Here is a 16888-nt window from a genome sequence, read left to right on the forward strand (position 1 = left end):
ACGCGTGCGCTCTCAGTACACGGCCGCCCCCGGAAAGGGATGAAATGATCAGGACGGAACGCATAGCGGACACGGACCTCAGGTTCCGGCGGCGCGGCGCGGGTCATTGCACGCTGGTGTTCCTCCACGGATTTCTCGACGATCAGTACGTCTGGGACAACGCGATCACGGCGCTGAAGACCACGGGCATCGAATCCGTCCAGCTCGACCTCGCGGGCTGCGGGGAACGGGCCGCGACGAGTACCGGCCCGTTCACGCTCGACCGCTTCGTCACGGAAGTCGGTGCTGTCGTCGACGTCCTGGACAAGCCGTTCGTGATCGTCGGCCAGAGCATGGCTGCACCGATCGCCGAACTGGTCGCGGCGGCGCGTCCGGCGCGTGCGCTGGGTCTGGTCCTCATCACGCCCATACCGCTCGCAGGAACCCGGTTGCCGAGCGATGTTGTCCGAGCCGTTCCGCTCCCTGGGAGGCAACGTGGAGGGACAGCGCGCCGTTCGACAGCAGCTGTCCACCCTTCTCACCGACGCGGATCTGGACCGGCTCACCGTCGTCGGCGCCCGCGTGCGGCCGGAAGTGGTCCGCGACCTCGTGGACGCATGGAACACAGGCCACCCCGACGGTGCGAGACCGAGCCGCTACACCGGTCCGGTCCTGGTGGTCCGGGGCGACGACGACGGGTTCATCACGCCCGACCTCGTCGCCGGTGGCGTGGTGAAGCGGTTTGCCTCAGCAAAATCGGTAGTGATCGACCGGGCCGGCCACTGGGTGCACATCGAGCGGCCCGCGGCCGTCGCTGCCGAGCTCGACGACTTCCTGGAAGAGACCTTCACGGCCCCCAGCGGCATCTGCCCCAAGGACACGGACGGCGCAGCGGCCAAGGCGCGGCTTCACGAGACGAAAGAGACACACACATGGCAGAGCGCAAGGACATTGAATTCACCGCCGAGGGCGCAGTGACGCTGCGGGGATGGTTGTTCACCCCCGACGGTCCTGGTCCGCATCCGGCGATCACGATGGCCCACGGGTATGCCGGGGTGAAGGAGCATGGACTCGAGCGCTTCGCCCGCGCCTTCGCGGAGGACGGTTTCGTCGTCCTGGTGCACGACCACCGCGCCTTCGGTGCCAGCGACGGAACTCCCCGCCAGGATGTGGACCCCTGGCAGCAGATTGCCGACTGGCGTCGTGCCGTCTCGTTCCTGGAGAGCCGTCCCGAGGTCGACCCCGGGCGGATCGGGCTGTGGGGAACCAGCTACGCGGGCGGACATGCGCTCGTGCTCGGTGCAACCGACCGGCGCCTTCGTTGTGTTGTCGCGCAGGTACCGACGATCAGCGGATACGAGCAGGGGCTGCGCCGGATCCCGCCGGAGGCCGTGGAGGGGCTCGAGACCGCCTTCGCCGAGGACGAGCGTGCCCAGTTCGGTGGTGAAGCCCCGCGCCGCCAAGCCATCGTCAGCGACGACCCGGCGGTACCGGCGGCCTACCGGGCGAAGGAAGCGATCGACTTCTACCTTCAGCCGCTGCCCACCGGCGCCTGGGAGAACACGGTGACGGTCCGCTCCAGCCGCTCCGCCCGGATGTACGAGCCTGGGGCATGGATCACCCGGGTCTCGCCGACGCCGTTGATGATGGTCGTCGCGGCCGAAGACACCATCACCCTCACGGATCTGGAGCTGGCCGCGTACGAGCGGGCGTTGGAACCAAAGCAGCTGGTGCTCATCCCCGGCGGGCACTTCGATCCCTACGTGTCCGAATTCGACATGGCGAGCACGGCAGCACTCAGCTGGTTTCGCGACCACCTCTCCTGAACCAGGAACCGAAGCCCTGGCGTCAACCGCTTTTGCTCCCCCACCGTTCTCGGAGGACGTCGCGTCACACCTCACCTTTTCCGTCGAAGACAGCATCGCCACAGTGGTGTTGCAGAACCCGCCGCAGAACCGCATCGACGAGCAGATGGCCACCGAGCTGGCCGAAGCGGTCAAGACGATGACCCGCAGCGATGCTCGCGCCGTTCTCCTGCGCGCGAACGGCCCGGACTTCAGCTTCGGCGGCGCCTTCGTCGACTGGCCGGACACGGACGTTCATGAACTGCGGGCCCTCTTCGAGAGGTACATGAGCGTCTTCAACGAGTTCGAGCGACTCCCGCTGCCGGTGGTCGCAGCAGTGCAGGGGCTGCGCTTCGGTGGCGGATTCGAGCTCGCCCTTCGTGCCGACGTCATCTTCGCGGGAGAGTCGGCCCATTTCGGCCACCCCGAGCAGACACTGGGCCTCGTCACCCTCCTCGGTGGTATCCACCGCGTCGCCGAAAGCGCCGGGCGTGCCCGCGCCGCAGAGTGCGCGTTGACCTCCGAGCGAGTGTCGGCATCGACCATGGCAGCCGCAGGCGTCGTCGCCAGGGTCGTCCCGGACGGCGTACTACTGAAGGAAGCCACGGCCTTCGCACAGAAGCTCGCACAGGGGCCCACCCGCGCCCACGCGGCCCACAAGGCCCTCCTGCGGGCCTGGGCCGTCGGCGGGATCGCCGCAGCGGACGAGGCCATGTTCGACATCGCCCTGCCGCTCTTCGAAACCGAGGACACCAGGGCCGGCCTTGCCTCGGCGGTCAAGGCCTTCACGGCAGGCGAGCCCCGGCCCACGCTCGACTTCCGGGGCCGCTGACCCGCAGCGCACGAGCACGGTCACGTTCCCGGAAGAGCGGGGCGAGGCGGTTGAGACCGTGAGGGCCTGTGTGATGTTGTGATCAACCAGCTGCCGTCAGGCGGTCGTTGATCCAGATCATCGGGGCACGGAGGTGGAGGCCGGCGAGATAGCTCTCGGGTGTCCTGTCATGTCGAGTCGCGATGCCCCGCCAGGTCGTCAGCTTGTCGATCAGGCGCTCGACGGTGTTGCGTTGTTCGCAGAGATCGGCGCCGTGGCATGTGGGGCGACTGCCCCGGCTGCCCTGCTTCTTCCGGTTGGCGGCCTGCGCCTTCTGCTCGGGGATGACTGCCTTGATGCTGCGTTTCCACAGGGGGGTGCGGTGCGGCTGGCGCGGGAGGAACAGGCCTTGTCGGCGCGAGGACGGTCAAGTCTGCCGCACGCAGCCGCCCCGGCGTTCGACCGGATCGAGGGCCTTCCCGCGGTGGAGGACCGGGTCCGGCAGTACCTGCCCGAGCTGCGGGCGGTGCAGCCGCACGGCCCGTACCGGCTGGCGGGCTGGTCGTTCGGCGGTTCCCTCGCGTTCGAGACGGCGCACCAGCTGCGGCGAGCGGGTGGAGGTGCTGGCCCTGATCGATTCCATCATCCCGCTGCCCGACGACACCGGGCTGTCTGCCGCGGCCAGCGCCGAGAAGCGGTTCGAGCGGTTCGTCGAGTTCCTCGAAGCCACCTACGCGCGCGGGATCTCGCTGCCCTACGAGCAGCTGGCGGGCCTGGACGACGAGGCACAGGTGCACCTGGTCGTCGCGGCGATGCGGGACGCGGGGCTGGTCGACAGCGTCGTCAGCGACGCGATTCTGAACCACCAGCGGACGTCACATCTGGATGCCCGAGCACTGGAGCACTACACCCCGCGCCCCTATGACGGTCCGGTGTCCTTCCTCAGCGCGACGGACGTCACGCCGGACGGCCTGCGGGACCCCCGGTTCGACCTACGGGACCCGGCACGCGGCTGGGACGCGGTGTGCTCGGACCTCGATGTGATCACCGTGCCCGGACACCACCTGTCTCTGCTCGACCCGCCCCACGTCCACTCGGTCGCCCGACACCTCGGCGCCATCCTGGCGGACGCGAGACCGAGGCCCGAAACCGCTCCGGTCCGGTCGGCCGACCGCGGGAACGGCCACCGGTGGGAATCCGATCGGGCTGGTCTGCCAGGCCAACCACGTACACCTGACCGGGAGGCTCCCCGGCTCGCCGGGAAGGATGGCTCATGCGCCTGAAAGGTCCGTGATCGGGATGCCGTTGCCCAGGCCGTTCGACGCGGAGAAGCGGCGATTGCCGTAGAGGACCACCCCTACCGGGATGGTTGTCGATCCCCCCTGCGGATACGGCTTGCGAGGGACGGTCTGCCGGCGCAGCAGGTGTCCCTCGACCGTGCCGTACTCCGCGGCGCACCACTCGATCGTTTCCCTGATCCGAGCAGGCAGGGGTGTATCGCAATACTCGCCCGGCTCGCGGTGCTTGTGCCGTTGCCCGGTCCTGCGCACCGATACCTGACTCCTCCGTCTGCCTGCCTGCCGCCACTGTGCGGTAGCAGATCTGTCGTTCCGATGTTGGAGGGATGGCATCGAACGGGAGTCCCGATCGTGTGATCGCCAGTGGTCACAGGCGCGAAGGCCGGACCTCCTGGTGGCTCGGGGGCGCGAGACCGAGCGGGGTTCAGAAGGTGCTGGTGCGGTGTGTGGTGAGCAGTCGTGTGTCTGAGGTTGCTCGTTCCTGTTGCCGCCAGGTGCCGGGGGGTTGTCCGTGGTGGCGGCGGAAGGCTGCCGCGAAGGCGTAGGGCGAGCTGTAGCCGATGGCGTCGGCGATCTGGTTGAGAGTGAGGTCGTTCGCGCGCAGGTGGTCGCGGGCGAGGGTCATCCGCCATTCGGTCAGGTACTGCATGGGGGCCTGACCGAGCACCTCCCGGAACACCCGGGCGAAGGCGGGCCGGGACAGGCCACTGATCGTGGCGAGTTCCGGGACCGTCCAGGAATGGGCCGGATTCTCGTGCATGGCTTGGAGTGCGTCGCCCAGCCGCGGGTCCGCGGAAGCCCGGTACCAGCGGGGCGCGGTGTCGCTGTGGCGCAGATCGCTGCGGATGGCCATCACGAGAAGCAGGTCAAGGAGGCGGTCCAGCACGATCTGCTGGGCGGGTTCGGTGCGGAGCAGCTCGCGGGACAGCAGAGTGACGACCTCCCGAATGGGGTCGTCGATCGCCGCCGAGAGGGTCATGACCTGGGGCAGTGCCTCGAGCAGTCCGCTGCCGACATCGCCGGAGAACTGGTAGGCGCCGCACAGGAACACCGTGGCGCGCGGGTTGTCGCCGGGGCCGACATGGGCGTAGCGCGCGCGGAAATCCTCCGGCTCCAGGCATTCGGCGCCCGGTTCGTGCCCGATGTAGTGGTTCGGTCCGCCGCGTACCAGCGTGACGTCGCCCGGGATGAGCTCGACAGCACTGCCGGGGGTGTCCAGCCAGAGGTAGCCGCGGCCGCGCACGACCGTGTGCACCGAGAGCTGGATCGAGCCGCCCAGCCGCAGCCCCCATGGTGGTTCGGCGACCGTCCGCGCGAACACCGCCCCGGTGGCGCGGGCCCGCAGCAGGTGGTCGGTGAGTAGGTCCATGTGCTCATGGTCAAGTAGGGCGAACGATCGCGTCAAGGCGCAGGTTGTGAGAGTCTCACGTAAAAAGTCGAGCGCTTCATACATGGAGTCTCTCATTCAGTGCGCTGACGATAGAGCCATGAACAATGCAACGCCTTCCGCGCTCATCCTGGGCGGCACCGGCAGGACCGGCTCGCTGCTCGCCGGCGAGCTCACCCGGCGAGGAGTCACCTCCCGCACCGCATCGCGCAGCCGAGCCGATGTCCGCTTCGACTGGGACGACCCGGTTACCCATGCGGAAGCCCTGGCCGACGTCGACCGCCTCTACCTGGTGACACCCACCATGCGCGTCAGCTACGTGGAGCAGGTCGCCGCCTTTCTGGACCTCGCGCAAGGTGCCGGCGTGCGCCACGTCACCTACCTGAGCGCCTACAACGCCGACCAGGCACCGGCGGGGATCGACATCGCGGCCGTCGAGGCCGACCTCGCTTCCCGGCGCGCCCTGACGCACTCGATCCTGCGTCCCGCGTGGGTGATGCAGAACTTCGCCGACGAGCACATGCCGGTCATCGACGGAGCGATCACAGCTCCGAGCAACGGCGGCAGGGAGGCATTCGTCGACGCGGCCGACATCGTGGCGGTCGCGGCCGAGACGCTGGTCGATCCCGAAGCCCACGACCACGCCACCTACTCGCTCACCGGCCCGCAGGCCCTGACCTTCCGTGAGGTCGCGAACACCATCGCCTCGGTCAGCGGCCGCCCCGTCGTCCACAACGACATCGACCAGGAGGCGTTCCTCAAGGGCGCTGTCGCCGCGGGCGTCCCCACCGAATTCGCCGTGATGCTGCGCTGGCTCACCGATGCCCTCATCACCGGCAACGGCGCCACACCCACCGGCGACATCGAGAAGGTCACCGGCCGCGCGGCCACGACCTTCCGCGAGTTCGCCGAGCGCAACGCCGGTGCCTGGAACCCGGAAGCGAAATGACCACGACCAACGACCTGGCAGCCACCACATCGAAGGAGACCCCGCGATGATCGACCACGTCTACATCTCGGTGACCGACATCGACCGTGCGGTCGCCTTCTACACCAAGGCGCTCGAACCGCTCGGCTGGAGACGGATCGGTGCCTTCGAGTCGACCACCGACTACGTCCCCGACCTCTTCGGACTCTGTGACCGTGCCTACGGCTCGGGCAAAGCCATCGGCTGCAGCATCTGGTTGCGCAAGCGCAAGGAGGGCGAAACCGGCCTCTACCTCGGCCTCGTCGCCGACAGCAAGGCCGAGGTCGACGCCGCCTACGCCGCCGCCCTGGCCGCGGGCGGTAAGGATGACGGAGAGCCGGGTGTGCGCGAGTACTTCTACAGCGGCTACTACGCCGCCAACGTCACCGACCTCGACGGAAACCGACTCGAGATTGTCCACAAGGACGTGAATCCGAAGCGCCCGGCCTGAGAAGTCCATGACGGTGAGGCCTCTGAGCTGCTGACTGCTCCAGGAGACCGAATCCCGACCGCAACCCAGGTCAGCGCCCGGGTACGGCCGAAGCCGTCGGCCGGCCCGGGCGCCGCCCGGTGCAGGCCACTCCCGTGCACCGCCACCGCCTTACCAGACTGTGGCCTGGTCCGAGATCGGCAGTGGTGATCCCGAACGGGTGCAGGCCTTTTACAAGGAGGTGTTCGGCTGGGGCTTCGCACCGGACCCCGTCGCGGACGCCGGGTACAATCAGTCACGGACGTTGTCGAACTCACCCGCAGGTCCACGCCACTCGCTGGGCAACTTCTCGACGCCATCCCGATGCAGCCGCGGCCGTGTCGTCGAAGGACGTGGACGCAGCCAGCATCCTGCGACACTCCGCGGCACCGGAATGGCTCCACCCCGCCGAGGGCGACGGCCCCCTTCACCGCCTGGTGCCGCTGGCTTCGCCAGATCTTCCCGAACACCGCGCCGTCGGCGGGTGTGTGACCCGACCTACCGGGGTCGGCCCAGCTGGCGGGCGGGCAGACGATCCTGCTCGGCGTTGGTCTGGGCCGGCAGGGGAAGCGTCCAGGTGTAGGCGTCCGGGTCGAAGGAGTCCAGGCGCTTGATGAGCCTGGCGGTCGACCAGGGCCAGCAGAAGGTGTTGATGCCCGGGAGGCCGAAGTAGTAACCGGTGCCGCCGGCGGCGTTGTAGACGGTGCCGCGCAGCGCCTCGTGCAGGGCCTGCTGGTGGGCTGCTTCGGCATCTGGCTTGACATCCAGTGCGGACGCCCCGCTGGAGCGCAGGTGGTTGAGGGCGGTGGTGACGTAACGGAGCTGGGCTTCGAGGACGGTCGGGACGGCGGTGGTGCCGGTGAGCAGATTCGGGCCGATGAGCAGGAACAGGTTGGGGAATCCGCTGACGCTGGTCCCCAGGTAGGCACGGCGGTCGTCGGCCCAGTTCTGGGCCAGTGTGCCGTCGGTGCCGTGCAGTTGGGCTGCCAGGGGGATGTCGCCGATGTGATACCCGGTCGCGAGGACGATGACGTCGGCGCGGCTGCGGGTGCCGTCGGCGCCGATGACGTCGGAACCCTCCACGGCAGTCACGCGGGTGGGATGCAGCCGCACGTTGGGCCGGGTGAGGGCGGCGTAGTAGGTGCTGGAGGTGATCAGACGGCGGCCGCCGAAGCGGTAGTCGGGAGTGAGGGCCCGGCGCAGGGCGCGGTCCCGTACCGAGGCACGCAGATGGAGGTGCGCGAGGGCCTCCAGGGGCCGCAGCAAGTGCGGGTGGCGCAGGGGTACGCCGATGGCCTCCTGGACCCAGTGGTGCAGGCTGCGCCATGCGCGGCGTGGTCCCGGGTGGTGTTCGAAGAAGCGGTGGAGACCCAGAGGCAGGGGGTAGTCAGGTTTCGGGAGCACCCACTGCGGTGTGCTCTGGAAGACGTCGACATGAGCCGCCTTCGGCTGGATCTCGGGCAGGAACTGGACGGCGGAAGCTCCGGTGCCCACCACCGCGACACGCTGTCCGGTCAGGTCGACTTCGTGGTTCCAACGGGCGGAGTGGAAGGAGGTGCCGGGGAAGGTGTCGAGGCCGGGGATGTCAGGATGGCGGGGCCGGTGCCAGGGGCCGGTGGCGACGATCACGGCGCGGGCGGTGTACGTGCCCGAGGTGGTCTGCAGGTGCCAGCGGTGTGCTTCCGGCTTCCAGCGGATGATCAGCGCCTCGGTGTCGTAACGGATCGCTTTGTCCACGCCGTGCGTTGCCGCGGTGGTGTCGAGGTAGTCGAGAATGTCGGACCGGTCGGCGAAGCCCCGCCTCCACGAGTGGGGTGCGAAGGAGTATTCGTACAGCACCGACGGTACGTCGCAGCCGCATCCGGGATAGGTGTTGTCGCGCCAGGTCCCGCCCAGGCGACCGGACTTCTCCAGCACGACGACGTCGTCGATGCCGGCTCGGCGCAGTGCGATCGCTGCGGCCACGCCGGAGAGGCCGGCACCGATGACGACGACTTCCGCTTCTTTTCCTGTGCTGTCGATGCTGTCGTCGGCCACCGGCGTCCCCTGCCTGCCTCGTGAGCCACCCGGCGCTGATGCCGAGCGACCCCCAACCACTTACTCAGAGCAACCGATCGTATGGTTGGCCGTGGCCGTCTTTTGGCGATACAGACTGCTAGACCCTCATAAGAGTGATTTTTTAGGTGGGGAAAATATCGGTTGGTTTCCCTGTGTTTGGCTGCCGGTCATGGCGATGAGGGGCGAACTGCCCATATCCCGCAGTCCGCACACCGCTCTCGACGAGCCGGGGCGGCATCTGCCCTACCCCAGTGGCTGGTTCTGCCTGGCGCGTTCACGAGAGCTGAGACCCGGCAAAGTCCTGACCCGCCGCTTCATGGACGAGGACATCGTCCTCTACCGCACCCACGACGGCCGGGCCTCGTGCGGTACATCCCTTCTGTCCGCACCTGGGCGCTCATCTCTGGACGGGCGGCACCGTGGTAGGCCGCACCCTGGTGTGTCCCTTCCATTGCTTCGCCTTCGCTCCGGATGGCACCTGCGTCGGCACGCCTGACCGCCCACCACCGCGCGCCCGCCTGCAGCAACACACCATCAGCGAGCGCAACGGCTTTGTCTTCGTCTGGTATGAACCGGACGGCGCCGCACCCTCCTGGGAAGTCCCCGACACCGCCCAGGCCGGCGTCGTTCCGACGGCCGCCTGGAGCACTGAAGTACACGCCTACGCCCAGGAGATCATCGAGAACACCCTGGACTACCGGCATCTGCCCGTCCTGCACAATGTGGCCGTGGAGGAACTCGCCGCGCCGGTGGCCGAAGGCCCCCTCCTGCGTCTGCGGCTGCGTCTCGGGCCGGACCGGCCTCCCGCCCTCAAGCAGAAGATCCAGGCGGACCACGCGTTCCTCATCGCGGGGCTGGGATATCTCCGGGTCGAGCTTCCGCTGCCCTCGCTCGGACTCGTCAGCTACCTATGCGCCATGCACACACCGACCGGGCCTCGGCGTACCCGCATGCTGGTCGCGACGGCCTGTGCGGACATCCGCAAGCAGGACGCCACTGGAGCGTCGCTCCCACGGCGCGGCCCGCACCGGGCCTTCGCCCGCGCGATGCGGCACCACCCTCGTCCGGGGCAACGACGCCGACTGAGTCCTGGCCCTGGAGATCAACGGCGGCATCGAGATCCAGACCGGCGTCATGGAACGCGCCACTGTCGGCACCGGGGCTGTCTCGCATTTCCGCAGCCCTAACGTCACGAGCCTCTTGTCCTGGTGGGAGGACGGCGAGCTGCGCACCCGGTTCGAAGGCCCACTCCACCGCGACGGCAGCACTCCTGACGAGCTCGTCGACCTCATGCACCAAGTGGGGTTCGACTTCGAGGATGGCAGCTGCGGTGTAACCATTTCCTCAGGTCCGGGCGATCGTCAGCCTTCTCCGCACGCAGGCGCCGAGGCTTGAAGCAGCGGCCGCAGTGGGGGTCGTGTCTCGTTTGGTGACCCGCCACCACGGGCTTCAGTGCTCGAGCCGGGGCGGAGGCGTACGGGGAAGCAGACCTGGCCAGATGCCGCGAAGAAGGCCCACCTTCAAGAAGTCAGGCGTCCCTGTCGCCCACCTCGTCCGGCGCCTGCGCACAAAGCCTGGTCGGATCCCTCACCAGGCTCAGTCGCGGGGGCGGAGGCTGGCTTCTTCGAGATCGAGTTCGTGCTGGATCCGGCGCCGGGTGGCGTTGCTGATCTTGTTCGCTTCGTAGAGGCGCTGGAGCTCACCCGCCTCGATCGCGATGAGTGTCCGGCGTATCTCGCGGTAGGCGTCGGCAGGGCGGGCGTCCGGGTCGCTGTAGTGGGCGTCCTCGACCTGGTGGATGCGCGCTTCCAGATGGCGACGGGCCTGTTTGAGTGCGCCCTCTGCGGCGGTACCCAGATCGGCGAGCTGATCCAGATCGCCCAGCAGTTTGAGCTCGTCGAGAGCGGCGTGGGCGATGTGCCGACGGGTCCGGGCCTCCTCGCGGGCGGTGTGCTGCGGTTCCAGAGCGATGCCGGCGCGGCGGACGACGGGGACCAGGGTGAAACCCTGGAAGACGAGAGTGACCGCGACGGTCCCGGTGGTGAGCGTGAGAATGAGCGCCCGGTGCGGCAGCGGAGCCCCTGTGTGGGTGACCAGGGGGATGGAGAGCGCGGCTGCCAGCGGCATGACGCCTCGGGTGCCCGCCCAGGACAGGACCGCCGGCACGCGCCACGACAGGCGGTTGTCGCCCTCCCCGTGCCGGTGGTGGATCAAGACGGACAGCGGGAAGATCCACAGCAGGCGGATCGCCAGCAGAGTGAAGGCGATCACCGGCACCCACAGCGGCCAGCCGTGCTCGTCGCGCGCGAGATGACGGACGGCCGAGGGAAGCTCGAGGCCGATCAGGGCGAAGACGACGCTCTCCAGCAGGAAGGTCACGGTGTCGTAGACGGCGTGGACCTGGAGCCGGACGGAGGCGTTGCCGAGCTTGTGGCCCGTGCTGCCGAGGACGACCCCGGACACGATGACGGCGGTCACGCCGGACGTGTGCGACTGCTCCGCGATGACGTAGGAGGCGTACGGAGTGACCAAGGCGATGACGGTCTCCAGCATCTGGTCGTCGGTCCGTCTGCGGATCAGGGTCACCACTGCGGCGAGCGCCGCCCCGATGAGGGCTCCTCCGCCGGCGAGGATCAGGAACTGCAGGGCGGTCCCGGACACGCTGATGGCGCTGCCGGACACCGCGGTGGCCACGGCGACCTTGTACAGGACCAGTGAGGTGGCATCGTTGAACAGGCTTTCCGCCTGCACCATGGCCTGCACGCGCGGTGGGAGGGACAGGCGCCGGCCGAGCGCGGTCACGGCCACGGGGTCGGTGCTGGCCAGGACGGAGCCGAGGATGAACGCGGTCGCGGCGGTGAGCGGGGTGATCGCATGGGCCACGTACCCGACGGTGATGGCCGAGACGAGCACCAAGCCGAAGACCAGGCCGGTCACGGGCCGCCACACGGTCCGCAGGTCGCGGACGGAGATTTCCCCGGCCGAGGCGTAGAGCAGCGGTGGCAGCACCAGCACGTTGATCACGTGAGGCGGCAGGCGGACCTCGGGAACCCAGGGCATCAGTCCCACGACGAGACCGGCAACCACGAGGAGCGAGGGGGCGGGCAGACTCCAGCGCCGGGCACCGGTCGCCACGGCCGTGGCCAGGACCACCAACAACAGGACGACGATCAGGCCGGTCATGGAGCGTCCCCGGTGAGTTACATCTTGTGCTCCCCCTGTGACCAGGTGCTTTATCAACGTAACCGACATGCGCCGGTGCCGCACCCGACGGCCGGACCGCTGAGGCAGTTCACTCTCGCGCATCCGAACCACACGTCCAGACCCGGGCCTCGCACGTCCAGGACCGTGCCCCGTCACCGTGGCTGCCTGAGCCGCGGCCGACGCGAGCGCACCCCGGCCGGCCGGACCCGCATCGCGAGGCAGCACGAGGTCGTCGGGCCCGGGGGGGCCTTCCCACCAGGTCACCTCCTTGAAGACGCGGCCTACGGCACCAACGCACACCTGCGGTCCACGCCGTCCGACGGCGGAGTCGACTACGCCTACGGGCCGGCCGTCCGCGCGGACATGACCGCCCACCCGTTCCTCCCCGACCCTTTGGCGCCTCCCCGCAACGGGCCCATGGGATGCCCGCACCGTCGCTTGCGAACCTGGCTGCTGGCCGAACGGCCCGAAGACGGCGAGGCTGCGGCCGATGACTGGGTGTCCGACCTGCTGGCCCCCGATCCTCGGCCTGATGCGTCTGGCCAAGGTCCGTCGGCGCATCGAGCACGGCTGAACGGTTGATACGACTGCCCCAGGCCTCACGTCCGGCCCGAAGGTGGCGAAGGGCGTGGCGCCGATGGTGCTCGTTCCACATGAGGCGCTCAGGAACGCCGTGGCATCCCTGAGCGAAGGCAGTCGGTGGTCAGGTCCGGCGGGCGCGAACGCTCAAAGTGACGGCCCACACGACACCATTCCGGTCAGTGAGGTGCGACCAGGCGTAGGCCGTCCCCACCAGCGCCGGCAGCTCGGTGTCCCAGTACTCCATCGTGTTGCAGCAGGGCGGGACGAGAAACACCTCCAAGAGCAGGTTGAGTTCACGCCGTTCGATGAAGCGCGGCCACCTCAGCCGGTACGGGCGGTTCCAGGCCAGCACGTCGTAGCGGGTGTACCCACACAGATCGGCCCCGCTGAACCGGGCGGCCGTGAGCGCGGTCTGGGTGGCGAGGCGGTATCGGGTAGGGAGGGCTTCCGGGCCCAGGGTGAGGGCTGAGGCGAAGTGGAAGGCGTCCAGGGGACGCGGTCCCATCTGAGTGGCGGCGTGATCAAGCAGGGCGCGGGCCACGGTCGGGTTCTCACGGCAGTGCGGCCAGAGGATCACACCGTGCTTCCAGGCCACTGTGCTGGTCGCAGCGATCGACGAGTGGCTGTGATCAGTACAGTCCCAACACGTTCTGGCCTCAGCCCTCTCGCAGCACCGTCCGGATCACGTGCCGGGCATTGTGCGCCATCGCGGGGTTCGTCCTCCGGTAGTACGGCAGCGCGATCAGTGCCTGCGAGAGTGTCCGGCCCCGGCCCCGGATCCAGGTCGCGTTGTCCACGTTCAGCGTCTCGCGGAAGACTTCCCTCGCCTCGGCCGGCAGCAGATTCCACGCTGGGAACAGATCGCAGGCCGGATCGCCCGCCCCCATGCACCCGAAGTCGATTACCGAGGTCAGCCTGCCGCCGTCCACCAGCAGGTTGCCCGGCATGAGATCAGCGTGCAGCCACACCGGCGGCCCGTCCCAGCCGGGGGCCCGCAGCGTTTCCTCCCACACGGCTGTGGCGGCATCGCAGTCGACGCCCTCCTGTGGGATCCCGCGCAACTCCTCGATCGCCGCCCGGGTCTCCGCGTCGAGCGAGGCGACCGGTCCCCCGCGGTGGGCCCGCGGCGCACCCGGCAGGGTGATACTGCGCATCGCCGCCACGAACTCGGCCAGATCCTCGGCCAGCAGCACCGGCTCGCTCAGGGCTCCCGCCTCGGGATTCTCCCCCGCCAGCCACCGGTACACCGACCACGGCCACGGGTACCCCTCCGCAGGCTCCCCCTCCCCGAGTACCTCAGGAATGGTCGTAGGCAGGTGAGGCACGAGCCGGGGCAGCCACGTCCGCTCCCTCGACGCGTCGTTGGCCCCGCCTGCCACGAGCGGCAGCCGTACGACCATGTCATCGCCCAGCCGGTACATGGCGTTGACCGTCCCGCCGGACGGAAACCGCTCGACCGCCAGCCCCGCCCACTGCGGGAACTGCCCGGCGACCAGCCGCCGTACGAGGTCGACGCCGATGGCGTGCATGCCGGGATGCATCTGCCCTGTGTTCATGGCACGCCATCCGACCGCCGGACACCGGCGAGCGTCAAACGTTTTCCCGGCGGCACCACCTTCGCGACACGCCCGAGGGGGCGAGACTCGGTCACACTGGTGTGACTGGGCGTCTCGGTTGGCGAGTTGAGCTTTCGACGTGGTGATCCCGAGTTCTTCGTCCGGCCGACGAGAGGGCGGCAGTGGTCCGCACCGGCGAGAACGCGCACCGAGGCGAAGACGTCCGGGCGCCCGGAGCCGGAGCCCGATCGGTCGCGTTCTCGACGTTCTCCGTGACGGCAATCGTCCGGCACAGCAGGCGACGGGCGGTCTCCAGGTCGGCGGCGTGCTGGTCGAGGGTGTCCAACTGGTCGCGGACGCTGGGGAGGACGCCGGGACAGGGACGGAGCGTCACCGTGTCGTGGGTGCAGGGCAGGACCTGGCGGATGATGCGGGTGGGCGGGGCGAAGGCGAGCAGGGCGCGGACGCGGCGCACCGGCTTCACGGCCTGGTCGTCGTACTCGCGGTAGCCGTTGGCGCGGCGCTCGGCGTGGATGGGTTCCGTCCGAACGAGCCGAGTGGGTCGTGCTGGCGATCGTGCACCGAGCCGTCGAGGTTCTGCCCGAGGTCCAGGGCAGCCATCTTGCGGATCCCCGCTGGCGGGACCGCTTCGTGGCATGGCATGTGTTCAGGGATGTGATCAAGGGGCTGGCAGAAGTCGCCCGGGCCAGCAGACGCGGTCTGCCGCAAATGGCACTCGGCTGGGTGGTGATGAGGCCAGCGGACGCCGCCGTGCAAGTAGGGGCAGCCAGCGCCGGTACATAGTCAAACAGGGGCCCACGCGGCGGCGAGCCGGTGCAGGCTGACCGCCGAGGACGAGGCGGCACTGGCGCGGATATCCGGGGGTGTCCGGGGTAACGATGTGACGGTGCCGGGGGCGTCTACATCGGCCTCGGCCCCGGCCACACCCGGCTCGACCAGATCGATCCGCTCAGCCTGGAGGAAGCCCCGCATGACCGCGATCCGTCCCAACCATGCTCACAGCAACAGCCACGATCACCTTGACCATCACAGTGACCCCACCCTCTATCGCACACCAGCGGACGCCGCCATCGCGCCGCCCGAGAAGCTCGCCTACGTCGTGGGCTTCGATCGCAGCGCCCGGCGCCCGGATGCATTGTTCACCGTCGACACCGATCCCCTCTCCCCGTCGTACGGCCGGGTAGTGAGCATGGTCGAGGTGCCTGGACTCGGCGACGAACTGCACCACTTCGGATGGAACGCGTGCTCCAGCGCGCTGCAGCACGTGGGTCATCACCGCGCCGAGCGCCGCTACTTACTCGCGCCCGGATTACGTTCCTCGCGTCTGCATGTGTTCGATACCCAACCGGATCCGGCCCGGCCACGCCTGCTGAAGGTCATCGAGCCCGAGGAACTGGCTGCGAAGGCCGGCTACTCACGCCCGCACACCCTTCACTGCGGTCCCACCGGCGTCTTCCTGTCCTGTCTGGGAGACGCGGAGGGCGCCGACGGGCCGGGTGGTGTGGCCTTGCTGGACCACACCACCTTCGAAGTACAGCGCGCTTGGGAAACCGATCGCGGCCCCCAACACCTGGCGTACGACGTCTGGTGGCATCTGCGCCACAACATTGCGGTGACCAGCGAGTGGGGCACCCCGTCGATGATCGAGGAGGGCCTCGTCCCTGAGCTGCTGCTCAACCGGGCGTATGGTCACGCGCTGCACTTCTGGGAGCTGGATTCCGGCACACACCTCCAGCGGCTGGACCTGGGTGACGAACACCAGATGGTGCTGGAACTGCGTCCCGCGCACGATCCGGAGGCGGCGTGGGGGTTCGTCGGAGTCGTTGCGAACGTCACGGATCTGTCCGCGTCGGTATGGCTGTGGCACCGCGAACGGGACAGCGGTGAATTCAGCGTACGCAAGGTGATCACCATTCCCGCCGAGCCCGCCGAGGCGGCGGGTCTTCCCCCGGTGCTCCGTCCGTTCGGCGCCGTTCCGCCGCTGGTCACCGACATCAACCTCTCGGTCGATGATCGGTGGCTGTACGTGTCGGCCTGGGGTACGGGCGAGTTGCTCCAGTACGACGTCAGTGACCCGTTCCGTCCCCGCCGTACTGCGTCCGTCCGGCTGGGCGGCATCGTCGAACGCGCACCGCACCCGACAGCGCCCGGCGTACCGCTGACCGGTGGGCCGCAGATGGTCGAACTCAGCCGGGACGGGCAGCGTGTGTATCTGACGAACTCCCTCTACGGAGCGTGGGACGACCAGTTCTATCCGCAGGGCATTGAGCCGTGGCTGGTCAAGCTCGACGCGGAGACCGCCCGTGGAGGCCTTGCGCTGGACGAGCGCTTCTTCCTTCACGGCGACGCGTTTCACGGGCGGCGCATACACCAAACCCGCTTGCAGGGCGGCGATGCGTCCTCCGATTCCTACTGCTTCCGCTGACACCGTCCCACCCAGTGGCGGCTGCGGCATGCCTTGGGCCCGCGGCAGTCGGCGTTGTGCGGGTCCGAGCCCGTCGATGATGGGGATTCGTAATTTTCACCCATGGCGCTTCCCGCCTCGGTTGGTTGGGTCCTGAACCGTATGACGAGAGTGGGGATCGAAATGCCCGTGCGAGGTGTGGTCGGGTAGCCGGAGACCATTGCTGATCTCCGGCTAGCGGACCACACAGGGCCCGCCGACCGTCAGGTCGGCGGGCCCTGGTGATCAGTGACGGTCAGGCTGGATGG

15 protein-coding genes and 4 pseudogenes are annotated in these 16888 nt (G+C 68.7%); 11 read left to right on the top strand and 8 right to left on the bottom strand.

The genetic code is table 11. The features are described from left to right. Positions 1-44 precede the first annotated feature (44 nt). From ADK64_RS49310 to ADK64_RS36890, 4 genes and pseudogenes are all read left to right on the top strand, one after another. A pseudogene (locus ADK64_RS49310) lies at positions 45-416 on the top strand (alpha/beta fold hydrolase); the annotation flags it as partial. A 58-nt stretch (positions 417-474) separates the two neighbouring features. Continuing rightward, the gene (locus ADK64_RS48010; protein WP_234384864.1) at positions 475-957 is read left to right on the top strand and encodes an alpha/beta fold hydrolase; all 483 of its coding nucleotides are present in this window, start codon (positions 475-477) and stop codon (positions 955-957) included. Continuing rightward, positions 912-1805 (top strand): alpha/beta hydrolase, encoded by an 894-nt coding sequence (locus tag ADK64_RS48015; RefSeq protein ID WP_053666442.1) that lies wholly within the window; start codon positions 912-914, stop codon positions 1803-1805. The genes ADK64_RS48010 and ADK64_RS48015 overlap by 46 nt, the downstream gene beginning before the upstream one ends. A 16-nt stretch (positions 1806-1821) precedes the next feature. Next, positions 1822-2655: an enoyl-CoA hydratase/isomerase family protein gene (locus ADK64_RS36890; protein ID WP_053666443.1), complete on the top strand. Its 834-nt coding sequence runs from the start codon at positions 1822-1824 to the stop codon at positions 2653-2655. An 82-nt stretch (positions 2656-2737) separates the two neighbouring features. Here ADK64_RS36890 and ADK64_RS44175 read toward each other — a convergent pair. After that, positions 2738-3117 (bottom strand): annotated as a pseudogene (locus ADK64_RS44175) (hypothetical protein); the annotation flags it as partial. A 131-nt stretch (positions 3118-3248) separates the two neighbouring features. On the opposite strand from ADK64_RS44175, the gene ADK64_RS45530 reads away from it, so the two are divergent. Beyond that, the gene (locus ADK64_RS45530; RefSeq protein WP_053666444.1) at positions 3249-3917 is read left to right on the top strand and encodes a hypothetical protein; all 669 of its coding nucleotides are present in this window, start codon (positions 3249-3251) and stop codon (positions 3915-3917) included. Here ADK64_RS45530 and ADK64_RS46355 read toward each other — a convergent pair. Next, entirely contained in the window at positions 3906-4184 is a 279-nt protein-coding gene (locus ADK64_RS46355; RefSeq protein WP_159046427.1) for a hypothetical protein, read from the bottom strand. The genes ADK64_RS45530 and ADK64_RS46355 overlap by 12 nt on opposite strands. 172 nt (positions 4185-4356) lie before the next feature. Next, positions 4357-5301, bottom strand: coding sequence for an AraC family transcriptional regulator (locus ADK64_RS36900; RefSeq protein ID WP_053666445.1), 945 nt, complete (start codon positions 5299-5301; stop codon positions 4357-4359). A 118-nt stretch (positions 5302-5419) separates the two neighbouring features. On the opposite strand from ADK64_RS36900, the gene ADK64_RS36905 reads away from it, so the two are divergent. Next, positions 5420-6268, top strand: a complete 849-nt coding sequence (locus ADK64_RS36905) for an NmrA family NAD(P)-binding protein (protein ID WP_053666446.1) — start codon at positions 5420-5422, stop codon at positions 6266-6268. Positions 6269-6314: 46 nt separating this feature from the next. Further along, entirely contained in the window at positions 6315-6737 is a 423-nt protein-coding gene (locus ADK64_RS36910; RefSeq protein ID WP_053666447.1) for a VOC family protein, read from the top strand. Between the two features lie 516 nt (positions 6738-7253). On the opposite strand, the gene ADK64_RS36915 is transcribed toward ADK64_RS36910, so the two are convergent. Beyond that, positions 7254-8792 carry a flavin-containing monooxygenase gene (locus tag ADK64_RS36915; RefSeq protein WP_199829807.1) on the bottom strand — a complete coding sequence of 513 codons (1539 nt, stop codon included), beginning with the start codon at positions 8790-8792 and terminating at the stop codon, positions 7254-7256. A 395-nt stretch (positions 8793-9187) separates the two neighbouring features. Between ADK64_RS36915 and ADK64_RS49315 the strand changes: the two are divergent. The 3 genes and pseudogenes from ADK64_RS49315 to ADK64_RS49320 all read left to right on the top strand — a co-directional run. Then, a pseudogene (locus tag ADK64_RS49315) lies at positions 9188-9307 on the top strand (Rieske 2Fe-2S domain-containing protein); the annotation flags it as partial. A 39-nt stretch (positions 9308-9346) separates the two neighbouring features. Beyond that, on the top strand, positions 9347-10000 hold the full coding sequence (locus ADK64_RS44185; protein WP_420713098.1) for a hypothetical protein: 654 nt from the start codon (positions 9347-9349) through the stop codon (positions 9998-10000). Beyond that, on the top strand, positions 9948-10208 hold the full coding sequence (locus ADK64_RS49320; RefSeq protein WP_053666448.1) for a DUF6461 domain-containing protein: 261 nt from the start codon (positions 9948-9950) through the stop codon (positions 10206-10208). Before ADK64_RS44185 ends, ADK64_RS49320 begins: the two co-directional genes overlap by 53 nt. On the opposite strand, the pseudogene ADK64_RS46825 reads toward ADK64_RS49320, so the two are convergent. The 4 genes and pseudogenes from ADK64_RS46825 to ADK64_RS36935 all read right to left on the bottom strand — a co-directional run. After that, a pseudogene (locus tag ADK64_RS46825) lies at positions 10144-10275 on the bottom strand (IS5/IS1182 family transposase); the annotation flags it as partial. The gene ADK64_RS49320 and the pseudogene ADK64_RS46825 sit on opposite strands and share 65 nt — an antisense overlap. 134 nt (positions 10276-10409) lie before the next feature. Then, positions 10410-11996: a Na+/H+ antiporter gene (locus ADK64_RS36925; protein WP_053666449.1), complete on the bottom strand. Its 1587-nt coding sequence runs from the start codon at positions 11994-11996 to the stop codon at positions 10410-10412. A gap of 724 nt (positions 11997-12720) precedes the next feature. Further along, on the bottom strand, positions 12721-13104 hold the full coding sequence (locus tag ADK64_RS36930; RefSeq protein WP_159046429.1) for a hypothetical protein: 384 nt from the start codon (positions 13102-13104) through the stop codon (positions 12721-12723). Between the two features lie 151 nt (positions 13105-13255). Continuing rightward, positions 13256-14155: an aminoglycoside phosphotransferase family protein gene (locus ADK64_RS36935; RefSeq protein WP_420713092.1), complete on the bottom strand. Its 900-nt coding sequence runs from the start codon at positions 14153-14155 to the stop codon at positions 13256-13258. A gap of 991 nt (positions 14156-15146) precedes the next feature. Between ADK64_RS36935 and ADK64_RS36950 the strand changes: the two genes are divergently transcribed. Further along, positions 15147-16601, top strand: coding sequence for a selenium-binding protein SBP56-related protein (locus tag ADK64_RS36950; RefSeq protein WP_053666454.1), 1455 nt, complete (start codon positions 15147-15149; stop codon positions 16599-16601). Positions 16602-16888: the final 287 nt, after the last annotated feature.

Source organism: Streptomyces sp. MMG1121 (assembly GCF_001280015.1).
Classification (GTDB): Bacteria; Actinomycetota; Actinomycetes; order Streptomycetales; family Streptomycetaceae; genus Streptomyces.

Coding starts and splice junctions, on each gene's coding strand:
- ADK64_RS48015 (WP_053666442.1), top strand. CDS start 912: ATGGCAGAGCGCAAGGACATTGAATTCACCGCCGAGGGCGCAGTGACG.
- ADK64_RS36900 (WP_053666445.1), bottom strand. CDS start 5,301: ATGGACCTACTCACCGACCACCTGCTGCGGGCCCGCGCCACCGGGGCG.
- ADK64_RS36905 (WP_053666446.1), top strand. CDS start 5,420: ATGAACAATGCAACGCCTTCCGCGCTCATCCTGGGCGGCACCGGCAGG.
- ADK64_RS36910 (WP_053666447.1), top strand. CDS start 6,315: ATGATCGACCACGTCTACATCTCGGTGACCGACATCGACCGTGCGGTC.
- ADK64_RS49320 (WP_053666448.1), top strand. CDS start 9,948: ATGGAACGCGCCACTGTCGGCACCGGGGCTGTCTCGCATTTCCGCAGC.
- ADK64_RS36925 (WP_053666449.1), bottom strand. CDS start 11,996: ATGACCGGCCTGATCGTCGTCCTGTTGTTGGTGGTCCTGGCCACGGCC.
- ADK64_RS36930 (WP_159046429.1), bottom strand. CDS start 13,104: ATGGGACCGCGTCCCCTGGACGCCTTCCACTTCGCCTCAGCCCTCACC.
- ADK64_RS36935 (WP_420713092.1), bottom strand. CDS start 14,155: ATGAACACAGGGCAGATGCATCCCGGCATGCACGCCATCGGCGTCGAC.
- ADK64_RS36950 (WP_053666454.1), top strand. CDS start 15,147: ATGACCGCGATCCGTCCCAACCATGCTCACAGCAACAGCCACGATCAC.